Annotated in this window: 18 protein-coding genes; 7 read left to right on the top strand and 11 right to left on the bottom strand. The window is 24.2% G+C overall.

Going from position 1 to position 15913, the window contains the following annotated elements; genetic code table 4:
- Positions 1–195 precede the first annotated feature (195 nt).
- The 3 genes from AACK94_RS03225 to AACK94_RS03215 all read right to left on the bottom strand — a co-directional run bounded on the left by AACK94_RS03225 (position 196) and on the right by AACK94_RS03215 (position 2970).
- The gene (locus tag AACK94_RS03225) at positions 196–456 is read right to left on the bottom strand and encodes a hypothetical protein (RefSeq protein WP_281749201.1); all 261 of its coding nucleotides are present in this window, start codon (positions 454–456) and stop codon (positions 196–198) included.
- A 93-nt stretch (positions 457–549) separates the two neighbouring features.
- Positions 550–1620, bottom strand: coding sequence for a hypothetical protein (locus AACK94_RS03220; protein WP_338976203.1), 1071 nt, complete (start codon positions 1618–1620; stop codon positions 550–552).
- A gap of 75 nt (positions 1621–1695) precedes the next feature.
- The gene (locus tag AACK94_RS03215; RefSeq protein ID WP_338976202.1) at positions 1696–2970 is read right to left on the bottom strand and encodes a hemolysin family protein; all 1275 of its coding nucleotides are present in this window, start codon (positions 2968–2970) and stop codon (positions 1696–1698) included.
- Positions 2971–3106: 136 nt separating this feature from the next.
- On the opposite strand from AACK94_RS03215, the gene AACK94_RS03210 reads away from it, so the two are divergent.
- From AACK94_RS03210 to AACK94_RS03195, 4 genes are all read left to right on the top strand, one after another.
- Entirely contained in the window at positions 3107–3754 is a 648-nt protein-coding gene (locus AACK94_RS03210) for a hypothetical protein (protein ID WP_338976200.1), read from the top strand.
- Between the two features lie 241 nt (positions 3755–3995).
- A complete protein-coding gene (locus AACK94_RS03205) occupies positions 3996–4322 on the top strand; it encodes a hypothetical protein (protein WP_338976199.1) in 327 nt (108 codons plus the stop codon).
- Positions 4243–4788: a hypothetical protein gene (locus tag AACK94_RS03200; protein ID WP_338976198.1), complete on the top strand. Its 546-nt coding sequence runs from the start codon at positions 4243–4245 to the stop codon at positions 4786–4788. Before AACK94_RS03205 ends, AACK94_RS03200 begins: the two co-directional genes overlap by 80 nt.
- A gap of 47 nt (positions 4789–4835) precedes the next feature.
- Entirely contained in the window at positions 4836–6074 is a 1239-nt protein-coding gene (locus AACK94_RS03195; protein WP_281749630.1) for an IS256 family transposase, read from the top strand.
- A gap of 325 nt (positions 6075–6399) precedes the next feature.
- Here AACK94_RS03195 and rdgB read toward each other — a convergent pair whose 3' ends face one another.
- Both rdgB and AACK94_RS03185 read right to left on the bottom strand, forming a co-directional pair.
- Complete coding sequence (rdgB, locus tag AACK94_RS03190) at positions 6400–6993, bottom strand: RdgB/HAM1 family non-canonical purine NTP pyrophosphatase (protein WP_338976196.1); 594 nt, start codon at positions 6991–6993, stop codon at positions 6400–6402.
- On the bottom strand, positions 6993–7526 hold the full coding sequence (locus AACK94_RS03185; RefSeq protein ID WP_338976195.1) for a cob(I)yrinic acid a,c-diamide adenosyltransferase: 534 nt from the start codon (positions 7524–7526) through the stop codon (positions 6993–6995). The genes rdgB and AACK94_RS03185 overlap by 1 nt, the downstream gene beginning before the upstream one ends.
- A gap of 83 nt (positions 7527–7609) precedes the next feature.
- On the opposite strand from AACK94_RS03185, the gene AACK94_RS03180 reads away from it, so the two are divergent.
- On the top strand, positions 7610–8410 hold the full coding sequence (locus tag AACK94_RS03180; RefSeq protein WP_338976193.1) for a phosphotransferase: 801 nt from the start codon (positions 7610–7612) through the stop codon (positions 8408–8410).
- A gap of 50 nt (positions 8411–8460) precedes the next feature.
- Here the strand turns inward: AACK94_RS03180 and AACK94_RS03175 are convergent, their stop codons facing one another.
- From AACK94_RS03175 to topA, 4 genes are all read right to left on the bottom strand, one after another.
- Positions 8461–8763 (bottom strand): hypothetical protein, encoded by a 303-nt coding sequence (locus tag AACK94_RS03175; RefSeq protein WP_338976192.1) that lies wholly within the window; start codon positions 8761–8763, stop codon positions 8461–8463.
- 137 nt (positions 8764–8900) lie between these two features.
- Positions 8901–9833 (bottom strand): riboflavin biosynthesis protein RibF, encoded by a 933-nt coding sequence (gene ribF, locus AACK94_RS03170; RefSeq protein WP_338976190.1) that lies wholly within the window; start codon positions 9831–9833, stop codon positions 8901–8903.
- A complete protein-coding gene (gene truB, locus AACK94_RS03165; RefSeq protein WP_338976188.1) occupies positions 9778–10701 on the bottom strand; it encodes a tRNA pseudouridine(55) synthase TruB in 924 nt (307 codons plus the stop codon). The genes ribF and truB overlap by 56 nt, the downstream gene beginning before the upstream one ends.
- Positions 10702–10710: 9 nt before the next feature.
- Positions 10711–12672, bottom strand: coding sequence for a type I DNA topoisomerase (gene topA / locus AACK94_RS03160; protein WP_338976187.1), 1962 nt, complete (start codon positions 12670–12672; stop codon positions 10711–10713).
- Positions 12673–12920: 248 nt separating this feature from the next.
- Between topA and AACK94_RS03155 the strand changes: the two genes are divergently transcribed.
- Positions 12921–13052, top strand: coding sequence for a hypothetical protein (locus AACK94_RS03155; RefSeq protein ID WP_338976186.1), 132 nt, complete (start codon positions 12921–12923; stop codon positions 13050–13052).
- A gap of 160 nt (positions 13053–13212) precedes the next feature.
- Positions 13213–14330 (top strand): IS3 family transposase gene (locus AACK94_RS03150; protein ID WP_338975281.1). Its coding sequence is split into 2 segments (ribosomal slippage): positions 13213–13483 and positions 13483–14330, totalling 1119 coding nucleotides; the frame shifts between segments, so codons are not numbered across the junction.
- On the opposite strand, the gene AACK94_RS03145 is transcribed toward AACK94_RS03150, so the two are convergent.
- Positions 14286–14780, bottom strand: a complete 495-nt coding sequence (locus AACK94_RS03145) for a hypothetical protein (protein WP_338976185.1) — start codon at positions 14778–14780, stop codon at positions 14286–14288. The two genes, AACK94_RS03150 and AACK94_RS03145, sit on opposite strands and share 45 nt — an antisense overlap.
- Positions 14781–14836: 56 nt before the next feature.
- Complete coding sequence (locus AACK94_RS03140) at positions 14837–15895, bottom strand: MSC_0882 family membrane protein (RefSeq protein WP_338976184.1); 1059 nt, start codon at positions 15893–15895, stop codon at positions 14837–14839.
- Between the last annotated feature and the right edge of the window lie 18 nt (positions 15896–15913).

The following is a 15913-nucleotide window of genomic DNA, read 5'->3' as shown; positions in this document are numbered from 1 at the left end:
TGATATAGTTTTTAAAAATTAATATAAGTTTTTAACCTATTTACTTTATTTTTAAAGTAAATAGGTTTTTATTTAAAAAAGTTTTTTATAAATTTAATATACTAAAATAAAAAAACCTATTGTTTTATTTTTTAAAACAATAGGGCATTAATTTCTACTAAATATAAATATTTTAATACTATTAATACAAAAAAACTATAAAACTTCTAAAGGCAAGAAGTCAAAAATTTCTGGGTGATTGGCACAAAACTTTAATTCCGAATCATTTTTTTGTTCTTCAATTTTAATTTTTAATTCATTTAATTGCTTTTTTATTTTAAGTAATTGAGCAGATGCTGGTGGTTGTTTATCTCATTCATCAAATAATATTTTACCTGTTTTAAAAAGTTTTTCATACTGACATTTTAAACAACTTTTTTGCTGTGATTCATGATCATGGATATTTTTGCCAAACATAAAATTACCTACTTTCCTCAATTCTTTTATTTAAATTTATTATACCAAATAATAAAAAAGGAGAAATAATTCTCCTTTTTAACTAGTAAAATGCTATAAAACCGTTGGTAAATAATGTAAGAAAAAACTATTTTCTAATTCTCATCCTCAATCACGCTGATTCTGGGGCGTTAAAATTCACCTAGCAAAACTTTCGGCAAAAAATTCATCATCAAGATTTATATTATATTTACCATTAAATCAGGCACTACGACCATAATTACTATTAACTGTTATTAAACCAAATAATAATTTTTGCTTAATATTAGTTAATTTTGCTTGTTGACCTAAATAATCAATTAAATATCAAGTACGATCATAAATTTGTTTGTTATCATTGTTAACGGTTAGTTTATGAGAAACTGATGTCATATTAGTATTAATATCACTATAACTGCTATCTGGTCACTTTCAATTAGCATTAAATGAATTTCTTTCATCAGCACTTAAACCAATAAAATTACTTAAAGCATGACCATATTCGTGAGTTGTAACACTAATTATTTGATCTGAAGATCAAAATCCCTCTTGAAATTGTTGATCAATTAAATTAATATTTGCAAATTCAGGACCATAACCCATACGTTGATTATCAGCTTTTGAATTAAAAGCAGTTCATGCTACTGTGCTATCACTTACAGCAACTGGTGCTACTTTTTGAATTAGTTTAATAACAGTGTTTTTATGAAAAACTTTAGCAAAAATATTATAAAAACGTAATTGTTGTTGCTCTGCTAATTGTAATTGTTCATTATTTAAACCAGCTTTTTTATACATTTCAACTCAATTAACATCAATGGTTTTACCACCAATTTTAGTATGAGTTAAATCATATTGTAAACTATCATAATTACTTCAAATTACATCACTTTTATTATTATCATACAAGTTATTAAATTCATCAATACTTTCTTTACTTGCCATTTGATGTATTTTATATTCATATTTTTTTACCATCTTTGCATCTTCTGGTGAAAGTTTTCATTTTAATAAACTAGCATTAGCATCATGCTTATTTAAATAGACATAATGATCACTGTCTGGAGAAAACGTTAACATTAAACCATTAACTGTTACAAGATTTAATGCTGTAATCATAGTTACTAATTTAATACCTTTTTTCATAATTAACCTCCCCTTCATATCATAATTATAATTATGATTTTACATTGTAGCATTTAAATAAAAATACTGCACTAACTATTCTCATTTATTTTTAATTTTTTTATTAGTAAAAATTTCAACTTCAAAAACAGCAAATTCTTTGCGAACCTTTATAACTTTAAATGAAAAATTTCGAAATTTTAAAAGTGGGCTATTTTTCCTTACTTTCTTTACTTTTGTTTTAAACATATATCATTCTTGGACAGTTTGTTTATTATAATTTGGAGGTTTTCTTTTTAAATAACGTTTAAATAATACTTCAAGTTTTGAAGAACCATCAACACGAAACTTATGTGTTCCTATTTCTTGTATCAATCCAATTTCATCAGTTTCATCATAAATTTCACCAACTAATTCTTCAAGAATATCTTCAAGTGTAATAATACCATTAAAATCTTTTTTATCTTTATTATTGCAGACAATAGCCATATGCATTCTTTCGGTTTGTAAAATTTCCAATGCTTCATTTAACTTAGTACGCTTAGAAATAAAAATTGCTGGTAACATTAATTGTAATAAATCTGGATTTTCATTTTCTAACATATTAATAATAAATTCTTTAATATTTAAAATACCAATTACATTTTGATTAACATGATCTAAAAGAGGAATTCTACTATATTTTTCTTCTAAATATAGATGTTTAATAACTTTAGGTGGCGTATCATCATAAATATATTTAATTTTACTTTTGAGATGCATAGCTTGAAAAACTGATTTTTCATCAAATTTAATTGCAGATTCAATTAAATCACGTTCTGCTTTTTCAAGAACTCCTTCTCTTTCAATTATTGAAATCAGTTCAATAAGTTCTTGTTCAGAACTTGTTGGTTTTTTACTTTTAAATTGAAATAAAGTAACAATAAAAGTTATTGGATAAAAAATAATATTAAGAATATACAAAATATATGCATAATTTAAAGCTATTGTCTCAGGATGTAATTTTGCAACACTTTTAGGTATAATTTCACCAATAATTAAAACAACAATCGCCGAAACTAAAGTTGATATTAAAGGACCATAAGTAGGAGAAACATGAAAAGAATCAATAAATAATATGGTACTTAAAGTACCAATTCCAACATTAATTACTGTGTTACCAAGTAAAATTGTTGTTAAAGTTACATTATAATTTTTAACTAACTTAAATACAATATTAGCACGACGACTTTTCTTACTACGTAATTTACCAATAGATTTAATTCTTATAACATTTAAAGAAGTTAATGATGTTTCAGCAGATGAATAAAAACCACTTAAAAATAATAAAACTAGCAATATTATTAAATAAATATACCAATTACTGTCCATATAGAAAAAAAACTACTCCTTTTGATTTTTATATTGTTATTAAGATTATAACATAGTATACTTAGTACGTTATATTTAATTATTAATTTATTACTCATATAACTTTATGATATTATATTGAAGGTGATGAAAATAAATGCGTAAAAAATTTGGACTAATAGCAGCCTTAATAATAGGCACAACAACTAGTTTACAAGTTAGTGCTTGTACAGATGATTCAAAATATCAAGAATTTATTAGTGATGTTAATAGTGGGCATGCTTTTTTTGGCATACTTGGTGCTGCTGATAATCCACTTTCTAAGCAAATTATTGACGGTTTACACACAATGCAAATCAAAAATAATAATGTACCAAGTAAATGAGATAACTGATTAACAGAAAAGAAAACTGAAATAAACAGTGTTACTACTAATGGAACTATTGATATTAAAATTTATGAAAAATCTCCTTATGCCAACCCTAGTAGTGATATTGTTAACCAATTTTGAAATGATAAAAAAATTAGTTGACAACAACAAATTTATCATTGACTACTTGACCATAAAATTTCTGATAATAGTTCAGCACCTGTTGCTGATTCAGGTGTCAAGGAAATTCAAAATCCTGTTGATAAAAAAAGAGCATTTAAAGCTTTACCAATTGTTTTTATTGTTAATAAAGGTAAACTAATAACTGTTGGTCAAGAATGAGGAACTATTGATGGTCCAAATCAGTTTTTTGATCAACTAACAGCTTTAATCACAGGTAATCTATTAAAAACTGCTGCTAAAAAAACTATATAATTTTTAAAAGAAGATAATTATATATCTTCTTTTACTTTTTTATTTCTTAATATTTTTTATTCCATTTTTTATAAATTTATATAACTAAAATACGTGTTTATTTTTTATTGTATTTTATTTATAAGGTGCTAAAATTTTAGTAGATAAGCAGATTTAGTAAAAATAACAATAATTCTAAACATTTCTAACTCATTACTTTAAAAAAAGTAATGAGTTTTATAGTTAAAAAGAGGTATCTAAAATGAATGATTTACTTATTAATAATACCAGTGAATTGGTAACTTTTAATACTAACAGTACAGATCCTACTAATATAAAAAATATTACTTGAAAAAATTCTATTCAAGAATACAAAAATAAAGTTGAACAAACATATCAAAATTTTTTAAAATCACAAGAATGAGGAAAAAAGTTAAGACAACAAATAACAACGCCATTAACAACAACTAAAAACAAAAATAGACATAAAAAAAAGAAGCACAAATATATTGGTTTCAACACTCACAACTGAACAAATACAAAGATTATCAACAAAACAAATAAAATGATTAACAAATTGACAAATTAAAACATTTACAGCAGAACAAATAAAAAGTTTTACACTTCAACAAATACAAGCACTAACAAGCGAACAAATACCCGCATTAATGCCACATCAAATTGAACAATTTACATTTTGACAAATCTCTGCTTTTACAACAGAACAAATACAAGTACTAACAGAAAAACAAATACAAGCATTATTACCTGAGCAAATACAAAGTTTTACAAGTGAACAAATACCTGCATTCACCAAAGAACAAATACAAAGTTTTACAAGTGAACAAATACCCGCATTCACCAAAGAACAAATAAAAAGTTTCACAATTCAACAAATACAAGCACTCACAACAAAACAAATACAAAGTTTTACAAGTGAACAAATACCTGCATTCACAATAGAACAAATTGAACTCTTTACAAAAGAACAAAAAGAAGTATTTTGACGGAAATGTTTAGTAATCTGTGTAACTTACAAAAATAACTATGTTTAATTAATTCTAGTAAATATAATTAAATGACTAGAAAGAGTGAGTTACAGATGGCTAAAAAAGATAACTTTAATAATAATGATCCAATATCAAAAGCAGTAGATTTATTACTAGAAAATACTGAAGATTTAACAACAGTTTTTAAACCTGGCGGTTTATATAAAGAATTAACAAAAAGATTAGTTGAAAAAATGTTGAATTCTGAAATGCAAAATTATTTAGGATATGAAAAAAATCAACATAGTACTACTGAAAATGCTCGTAATGGTACAAGTTCAAAAAAATTAATAACTCAACAAGGTAAAATTGAAATTGATGTACCAAGAGATCGCAATAGTAATTTTACTCCTGTAATAGTTCCTAAAAGGCAAAGAAGATTTGATGGTTTTGATCAACAAGTTCTTTCCTTGTATGCAAAAGGAATGACATTATCTGACATTAGAATGCAGTTGCAAGAGTTATATCATGGTGCTGATATTAGTGAAAGTGTTATTAGTCAAATTACTGATGATGTTATTGATGATGTTAAAGCATGACAAAATCGACCATTAGAAAGTATTTATCCTATTGTTTATTTTGATTGTATAGTAGTTAAAGTACGACAAGATAAACGGATTATTAACAAATCAGTTTATATAGCATTAGGAGTTGATTTAGAAGGCAAAAAAGATGTTTTAGGATTATGAATTAGTGAAAATGAAGGTTCTAAGTTTTGATTATCTAATTTCACAGAAATGAAAAATCGTGGCTTAAATGATATTCTTATTGCTTGTAGTGATAATTTAACAGGCATGTCAGAAGCAATACAATCAGTTTATCCTAAAACAGAACATCAATTATGCATTGTTCATCAAATTAGAAATAGTTTAAAATATGTTTCATACAAACATCGAAAAGGTCTAGTTGCAGATTTAAAACCAATTTATAGTGCATGTAGTGAAGAACAAGCAATGCAAGCTTTAGAATCGTTTGAAAGTAAATGAAATAAACAATATCCTCAAATTACTAAATCTTGATATAAAAATTGAGATAATTTAATGGTTTTTATTAGTTATCCAGTAGAAATCAAAAGAGTGATTTATACTACAAATGCTATTGAATCTGTTAATAGTCAATTACGAAAAATCATCAGAAATAAAAAAGTTTTTCCTAATGATATGGCAGTTTTCAAAATATTTTACTTGGCAATTGAAAATATAACAAAAAAATGAACATTGCCTATTCAAAATTGAAATACAGCAATTGCTCATTTTATGATAAAATTTGAAGACAGAATTAATCTAAATTAGTAACTTTGTAAAACAAAGATACACAGATTATTAAAAAGCCTCCTACTAATAAAAGTAGTGGGTCTCATAATAAAGTCATTTCATCCATTTACAAATTCAAATTTGGTAGTATTTTTTCAATAGTTAGTTATTGCCACAATTGGTGACATAATTATTGAAACTGTTCATGATAAACTAATTAAACTAAATGGTTTTATTCCTGATTTTCAAATAGGAGTAGTGGTAGTTTTAATATTATTGTTATTACCAGTTAATAATGGTAATTATGAATCTGTTAATGATTATGACAAAATTAAATCATCCTTTTTATTTTCATTTTAACTATCTAATTTTGTTCTTGTAAAAATGTTAATAATTGCTCAATTGCTGAATTATGATGAGAAATTTTATTTTTATCTGCTAATGACAATTCACCTAAAGTAGCATGTACTACTGGAACATAAAATATTTGATCGTAACCAAAACCATCATTACCTTTTATCTCAGTAGTGATTTCACCTTCAAGTTTACCAATAAATGCTTTAGTAATCTTATGATCAAAATCAACATAAGCAATAGCAGAAATAAATACTGCTGCACGATTAGTTTCACCTTCCATTTGTTCTAAAATGTCTAACATTGCATCATGATAGGACATTTCTCCCTTTCATCGTGCTGAGTTAACACCAGGAAAATTATTTAAAGCCAATATTTCTAATCCTGAATCATCAGCAATAACAGGACCATTCACTAATTTTGCAAGTGTTGTTGCTTTTAAAATTGCATTTTCAATAAATGATGTACCTGTTTCATTAATTTCAAGAGGAGAATTAAGATCTAACATTGATTTGACATTATATCCCTTTGTTTGTAATATACTCTTTAATTCATTAATTTTACCGATATTATTAGATGCAAACCATAAGGTTTTAGCAGTCATTAATAATCAATCCCTTCACGAGCAATTTGACCTTGTTCAAAATAATGTTTAATTGATTTAACTTCACTAATTAAATTAGCACATTGTTCTAAGGCAAAAGATGCATATCTACCAGATAATGCAATTTCAATATGTCTTTTTTTATTTTTTAAAATTTCAATTAAGTCTTGTTCTTTAATCAAATTATTTTGAATACACCCTAAAATTTCATCAACAACAATAAGATCAGTATTATCACTTTGACTTAACAGTTTTAATCTAGTAAGACCATAATTAGTTTCTTGTTTTAATTTATTTTTTTCTTCTTCATCCATTTCTCAAAAAAATTTTTGCGAAGATTCATAAAAACTTTCAATTTTAAGTTTAGTATTTTGTTTTAAAAAATTAATTTCACCAGAAGGACGATTTTTTAAAAAACGTAAGTAACTAACATTAAGATTATTACCCAATGCTCTAATTACCATACCATTAAGAATTGAGGTTTTACCTCTTCCTTCACCTTTATAAATATGAATATAACCTTTTTTTAACATACTATCACTTACTTTCAATAATTTTTATTTAATAAATTGTATAATTTTATTACGGACAATACAAGCAAAATAGAGGTGTCATTTTGAAATTTAAAACTATTAAACCACCATATCAATTAGAACTATTAAAAACAAAAGGTTTAACCAATGACTTATTTTTAGTAAATAAACATTTTTTTTTAAAACAATCTAAAGATATTTTGCAACCTTTTTTGAATTTTACAAATCAAATTAATGTTATTAAATTAATTAAATCAAAAAAATTTACATTACCTATTAATGAAGTCAATATTAATAATAAACTATTAACCTTAATGCCATATTATCATAATTTAATTAATTTAAGCGAACAAATAATTAATAAACAAATATTAGAACAAATTTCATCATTGGTAAAACAACTACATAATATTAAATTTGATAATAAATCATTAATTAAAACTTGAAAAGGCTTAGAACAACTTAATTTATACTGTAATTTAACTACTAGTAATCCTTGCTTAGAAAAAATAACCAGTGAGGTAATCAAATGAATTGTTACTTATCAACCAACAACAATTGTTTTATCTCATAATGATTTAACATTAAATAATTTTGTTAAAAAAAATAATTGCTGATATTTAATTGATTGAGATTTTGCCTGTTGAAATGATGAATTATTTGATATTGCCTCTTTTGCTTCTGAAAGTTTAACTTCTGAAACCGAAATTAATACTTGATTTAATTGTTTTAATTTAAATAATGAACAAACAATTATTGCTAAAAAATGAATGAATTATCAAAATTTAATTTGATATTATTGAGCTTGTTATTTATACGAACAAACTAATTTAAACATATATAAAGAAATTAGTGAAAGTAAATTAACTAATCTATTAAAATAAGTTATTTAAATAATTCATCATTTTAAGTCTGATTATGTAGTTTTAACTTCTTAACAAATTGAACCATAATTAGGTAATTTATTAGTAGTCTGTTTTTTTTGTTCAATTTGTTTTCCTTGTAAATTTATTTCTACTATATTATTAACAGCTGAAATGTTTGATTCTATTTCAATAACTATACATTTATTATTTGAAGTGTGTTCTTGTAACAATGGCATTCTTTCATCATTTACAATTTGACAATTATCATTTGAAGTAATATTTTTATGTAAATTTTTTTTATAATCACAGTTTGCACAAATTTCATTATTATCTTTTATTTGATTTATAAATTCTTTTACTCAATATTTCATTATTTATTTACTCCCTTTTTTCTTTTTTATTTTTCATTAGCATATACAATAAAATTTAATTTTACTGGAAATAGTTTTTAATAAATAGTATTTATAATGTTTAATAATTATTGTAAATATAAAGAATATCACAATTATTATGGCTTTAATAATTTACTACTAGAATTAGCAAAATATTTAATTGTTTCTATTAAATCTTTATCCACTTGTTTTTTTAAATCATCTAAATTAGTAAATTTTAAATTATCACGAAGAAAATCTAAAAATCTAACTTTAATGATTTTTCCATATAAATCTTGATTAAAGTTTAATAAGTAAGTTTCAACTAACGGCTTATTATTACGTAACATAATTACTGTCATACTTTGATATCATTTATTATCTACTTCAGTAAGCGTAATATAAGTAGCAAGACCTGGTAGTGCATAGTTTGTTAATAACGATAAATTAGCAGTTGGAAAATTAATCATTCTAGCCTCTTTAATACCATGAACTACTTTACCACTAATTGTATATGGCTCTTGTTGTAAACAAAGATTAGCACTACTAATATCTTTATTTTGTAAAAGTTGTTTAATATAAGTTGAAGAAACTTTGTTATTATTAATAATAATATCATTACAAAGATAAACTTGTAATGAAGATTGTTGTAATGTTTTAATATTACCTTGCCCTTGATAACCAAACCTAATATTTGGATTAACAACTACTGCTTTAACATTATTTGCCAATAATCACGAAATAAATTGCTCTGGTGAAAGTGTTGCTATTTCTTTACTAAACTTAATTTCCCAATAATAATCAAAATTATATTTAGCAATTGTTTTAATTTTATCTTCATTACTTAATAAAACCTCATTATTTTTATTACTAATTACACTTTGTGGTTTTCTATCAAAACTAATAATACATGTTTGATAATTATTTATTGTTGAATTAACTAATAATTGTTTAAATAAGGCTTGATGACCTTGATGAATACCATCAAAAAATCCTCAACAAGCAATAATTGGTTTAGACATCAATTTTTGATTTTGAATATTTAGATTTTTCAATTTTAATATCTTCATTACATTTAAAACCTCGTTGGCTTACGTATAAATTATTTTTTTGATTACGATAAATAGCTAATGGCAAATGTTCAGAATTAACAACTAAAACATATGGCTCATTAATACTATCAATAACTAAAGGTTTACCATCAATAACACTTTTACTATTATCAACAACAATCGCTGGCATAATATTTTTAACACCATCATAAATACTAATATGATTTTTACTAACTGTTTCTTCATTGATAACATCTAAATTTAAGGCATTACTTAAATCAAAACCCGATTGATGAATTCTTCTCAAATAAGTTAAAGTTGCTGATGTATGTAAAATTCTAGCAATGTCAGTAACCAAAGCTCGAACATAAGTTCCTTTTGAACATACTACTTCAAAAGTAACTAAATCATTATTAAAACTAATTAATTTTAAAGATTTAATATAAACCTTACGTTTTGGTAATTCAACAGGAATATTCTCGCGAGCATATTCATAAAGTTTTTTACCATTAATTTTAACTGCTGCATAAGCAAGAATTATTTGCTCATATTGACGATTATTATAAAATTCAAGTGCTTTAACAATTTCTGATTCTTTTAAATCAAGATGTGGTTTTGATTCAATAATTTTACCAGTAATATCGCCGGTGTCGGTTTTTAAAAATAGTTGCATTTTTGCAATGTAAACTTTATCACTTTTTAAAATAAAATCACTAATTTTGGTTGCTTCATTCACAAGTACTACCATTAGTCCTGTTGCTAAAGGATCTAACGTACCTGTATGACCAATTTTATTTAATTTCAAACGTTTTTTAATAACAACAAGACAATCTTGTGATGTCATAAATGAAGGTTTATCTATTAATAATATATAATCTTTTAACATGCGTTTCACCTACTTTACTTCTTTATCAGAAGCTATTTCTTTATACTTTTCAACATGTTTACAATTTGGATAATTAGTACACCCTAAAAATTTTCGATTTTGTTTTGAAGATTTAACAACCATTCAACCATCTGTACATACTAAACAAGGTTTAATTTTTTCTAATTGTTTTTGAATATATCGACATTTTGGAAATGCTGAACAACCGTTAAATTTACCATATCTTCCTGTTCTTTGCACAAGTGGGGCACCACAAAGTGGACAATCTTGATCTAATAAAACTGGTTTAATTTTAAACTCAGTCATTTTATCAAAAGCATCATCAATCCTTGGTTCAAACTTAACTCAAAAGTCTTTTACCACTTGATGCATATCAAAATTACCATGAGCAATTTGATCTAATTGAGTTTCAACTTGTGAAGTATATGTCTCATTAATAATATCATAAAAAAACTCTTGAAGTTTATCATTAGTTAAAAGACCTTTCTCAGTAGCTTTAAAAGACTTATTTTCAATAATAACATAACCGCGTTCTTTAATAGTGTTCATAATTGGATTATAAGTTGATGGTCGACCAATTCCTAGTTCTTCTAATGTTTTAATTAATTTAGCTTCTGTGTATCTTGGTTTTGGTTTAGTAAAGTGTTGCTGTAAATTTACTGACTCAACTTTAATAATTTGATTTTTTTCAAATTTTGGTAAAACTAAAAGTTCTTCATTTTTAAGACTTTCTATATCAAGCGTTAAAAATCCTTTAAACTTGATTTGTTGTCCTGTTAAACGAAATTGATAATCATTATTTTTAAATAAAACAGTAGTACTAATTAATTGTGCTGGTGGCATTAATGAACTAAGGGCACGAAAATAAATTAAATTATAAAGTTTTAATTGATCTTTATTTAAAAAATCAATAGCACGTTTATTATTCATTGTTAAATCAGTTGGTCTGATTGCTTCATGAGCATCTTGCACATTTTTTTTATTAGTCTGTTCTTTCTTCTGCCCAAGATATTGGTCACCATATTCATTAACAATTAATGTTTTGGCATTTTCAATAAATTTATCATTTAAACGTATTGAATCAGTACGAGGATAACTAATAAATCCGGTAAGTGTTCCATTAACATCAATTCCTTCATACAATTGCTGAGCAATAAGCGTTGTTTTAGCAGTACTAAAATTTAATTGCGTTGATGCTGCTTGTAATAAACTACTAGTAGTAAATGGATTTAATGAATTACGCTTACGATTTTGTTCAGTAACAGAAATTACTTGATAACTATCACTTAATGCATTTTTAATAGCAACTGCTTCTTGTTCATTATTAATAACTAACAGTTCTTCTTTATATTTTTCACAATTTAATATTATTTTTTTTTGATAAGTACTATTAATTGTTCAAAATTCTTTACTAATAAAATTAGTAATTTCACGTTCTCTTGTTGCTATTAATTTTAATGCTACTGATTGTACTCTCCCTGCACTACGTGAACCGATCTTTTTTTGTAATAGATTACTTAAGCGAAAACCAATGATACGATCAACCATTCTTCTTGCTTCTTGACTACGAACTAATGGTAAATCAATACTATGTGGAGATTTAAATGCTGTTAAAATTGCATCTTTAGTAATTTCATTAAAAGTTATTCGTGATGATATATTACTTGTTGCTAATACTTGATCTAAATGATAAGCAATTGCTTCTCCTTCGCGATCATGATCGGTTGCTAGATAAACATGAGTAATACTTTTTAATTTACTTTTTAATTCTTTTACCTTTGGCATTTTTTTGCGATCAATTTTGTAAATTGGTTCAAAAGTTTCTAAATCAATTCCCAAACCATATTGACCTTTAATTGCTAAATTACGAATGTGTCCATCCGAAGATAACACTAAATAATCATTACCTAAATATGATTGTACTGCTTTACTTTTAACTGGAGATTCCATGATTACTAATTTTGATGGCATCTTATATCTTCCTCTATATATAATTTATTAACTTTATTCAAATACTATTTTGTAATATATATATAACTTTAACGCGAAAGTCAATATTTTTTTGGATATATGCTTTTTTATAAAAATTTTAAATAACTTATTAACAATTAATATATAAATTATGCTATATTTATTTAGTAAAAATTTAATATAAGTTTTTATCCTATTTATTTTTGTAAATAAATAGGTTTTTATTTTGATTTGAAAGGAACATAAAAATGAAATTTTTAAACACAAATGAGAGCGAAATTAATTCTGAAATACTTTCTAATTTATTAAAATCAATACTTCCAAATAATCCTCTTACAGTGGGATTAGTGTGTCTTGCTGGTGGAATTGGTTACTATTAATGAAATTTTTACAAAAATAAAAAACAAGAATTAAATATAAAAGTAATAGAAAAAAATGAAAATGAAAAAAAATATTTAGATGAATGGATGGGTTACACTTTATTGGACACTAATTACATAGACAAGTGAACAAATTAGTTAAAAGAAAGGAATTATAATTATGGTCACTATTAACTCATATTCAGATGAATTTAAAAAACAAATAGTAGCTTTATATCAAAGTGGCAAATCAGTATCTTGCCTTGTTAAAGAATACAATGTTACAAGAGCAGCTACTTACAATTGAATTAAGCAATTTACTAATTCAGGTAGTTTTAAAACTAAAGATAATCTTTCAGATTTAGAAAAACAATTAATTCAAGCAAATAAAGAATTAAAACAGTTACGAATGGAAATTGATATTTTAAAGCAAGCAGCACTAATAATAGGCAGAAAGTAGAGATTATTGCAAATAATAAATCTAAATATAAAATTCGCACAATGTGTCATTTTTTAAAACTCTCTAAATCAACATATTATTTTAATTTAAAGAAAAAAAATAAAATTCAAAATAATATTTATGAACAAGCTGTTATTAGTGCTTTTAAAGAAAATAAAGAAGTTTATGGTACTAGAAGATTAAAAGTCATACTAGCAAACCAAGAAATTTATTTATCACGCAGAAAAATTAAAGAAATTATGAATAAGCATAATTTAATATCAAAATACACTAAATTATCATTCAAAAATTATCATAATAAAGTCAATGATAGTCAAATAACCAATCTTGTTAATAGAAACTTTAATAATAGAATTAAAAATGAAGTTATTGTTAGTGATTTAACTTATGTTCAAGTTAATGGTAAATGAAACTATATTTGCCTATTAATCGACCTATTTAACCGCGAAATTATTGGACATAGTGTTGGAGTTAAAAAAGATGCATCATTAGTATATCAAGCATTTATGCAATCAAATCACTGTTTAAAAGATATTGAAATATTTCATACTGATCGCGGTAATGAATTCAATAATAAAACTATTGATAAACTTTTATTAGCTTTCAACATAACTCGATCTTTAAGCAAAAAAGGATGTCCTTATGACAATGCTGTTGCTGAAGCAACTTTTAAAACTTTCAAAATTGAATTTATTAATGATAAAAATTTTACATCATTAATCCAATTAAAATTAGAATTATTTGATTACATCAATTGATATAACAACATAAGAATTCACAGTACTCTAAACTACCTAACTCCAATTAGTTATCAAAAACAAATGTCTACCAAAAAATAGTCCTAAAAAGGGTTGCCATTCCAGAATTATTTTTTTTAAACTAGGTCTTAAAATATCGGGTCCTTTATTATCATGATAGTATCTTAATCATTCATCATTAGTTTTATTATGTATTAAAAAATTGAAAAATCATGATTCTATTGATTCATTAGAATGGGGAACTAAAAAATTAATAAAATCAATTTCTTTTAGATAAGATAAGTATATCTTAATTAAATGATTTTTACAAAAATCATCTGCATATATAGAGTTACTAAATTTAAATAACTCTTGTTCTTGTTCTAATTTATTTAAATTTGTTAAATGTTCAGAAATCATTTTTTTAAAATAATTTAAATCTAAACTATGACTAAAAATATTTTCTTCACAACTTTTGAATTGACATTTTTTATTTTGGAATTCATTGAAAGTAATTGTTTCTCTTCCTCATTTATTTAAATTTTTTGACATAATTAACACCTTATAAAAATGATTATTACTATATATATATATATTATAAATAATAACTACTTTTTCTTTCTTCTTTTTAATACAAATATTGGAATAACAATTGCAAAAAATATTAAAGCAGTAAAACCAATAGTAATAATCATACATATTCTATTTATCTTTTTTTTGTAGTGATTTAACTCTTGTGGATTAATAATTTCATAGCCATAATAACTTATAATATTACGTTTACGAAATTTAAAAATAACAATATTAATCATATGAATAAAGAAAATAACACCTAAAATAATTGTTAATGTTATTGCATCTTTAATAATATCAGGAACATTAACTGTTCATTTTTGAATAATAAAAGTTAATTTCTGACCACTAATCAAAAACATAATGCCAATAATAATACCAAGAACAATATAACTACTAATACTTATTCAATTAATAATTATCAAGTTAGCATGAATTTTACGATAATTTCTAATTATAAAATTAGGAGGTAATAGCGATCCTTTTAGTGTTCTTTCAATATATAAATCCACTTCTCTTCTTAATGTCACAAATTCAATAATATTAATCAAAATAATAGTAAGAGCAATAATTGCTAATGGAATAGTAATTACAGGATGAGGAATAATTTTTATGTTAATCATACCAAAATATAAACTAATAAAAGTTGAAGCAATAATTAATGTCATAACACCAATAAATAATAAAATCAATTGTTTTAGCTTCTCTGATTTAATTTCTCTGCTAATTGGTTTTGGAATTTTAAAACTATTTTTATAACTAACTATTTCCATAGTATTAAATGTTTGTGGTTGATCATAATACATATCTTTTTCTTTAGTAAAGTTTTCATTGATCGGCACTGTCTTTTTTTCTTGTAAAGGTATTATATAAGAACTAGTAACTTGTATATTTTTACCATCATATTTTTTTTCATTATAATCGTTTTCATTAAAATCAGAATTATGAATATTTTCTTTATTTTTATTAATTGGTGGTACAACATTGCTAAAATAAGTGTTATTATTAGTTGATTTTCGATAATCTTCTTTATCTGATAACCTATTTTTTTGTGAAAAAAATTTATCAAATAATTTAAATTTTATTTTAGACATATACATCACCTACATTTA

The sequence above is a fragment of the Spiroplasma endosymbiont of Monopis laevigella genome (assembly GCF_964019975.1).
In the GTDB taxonomy this organism is placed as follows: Bacteria; Bacillota_I; Bacilli_A; order Mycoplasmatales; family VBWQ01; genus Spiroplasma_E; species Spiroplasma_E ixodetis_A.
Note: the sequence above shows the minus strand (reverse complement) of the source record. Positions and strands in the feature narration are given on the sequence as shown.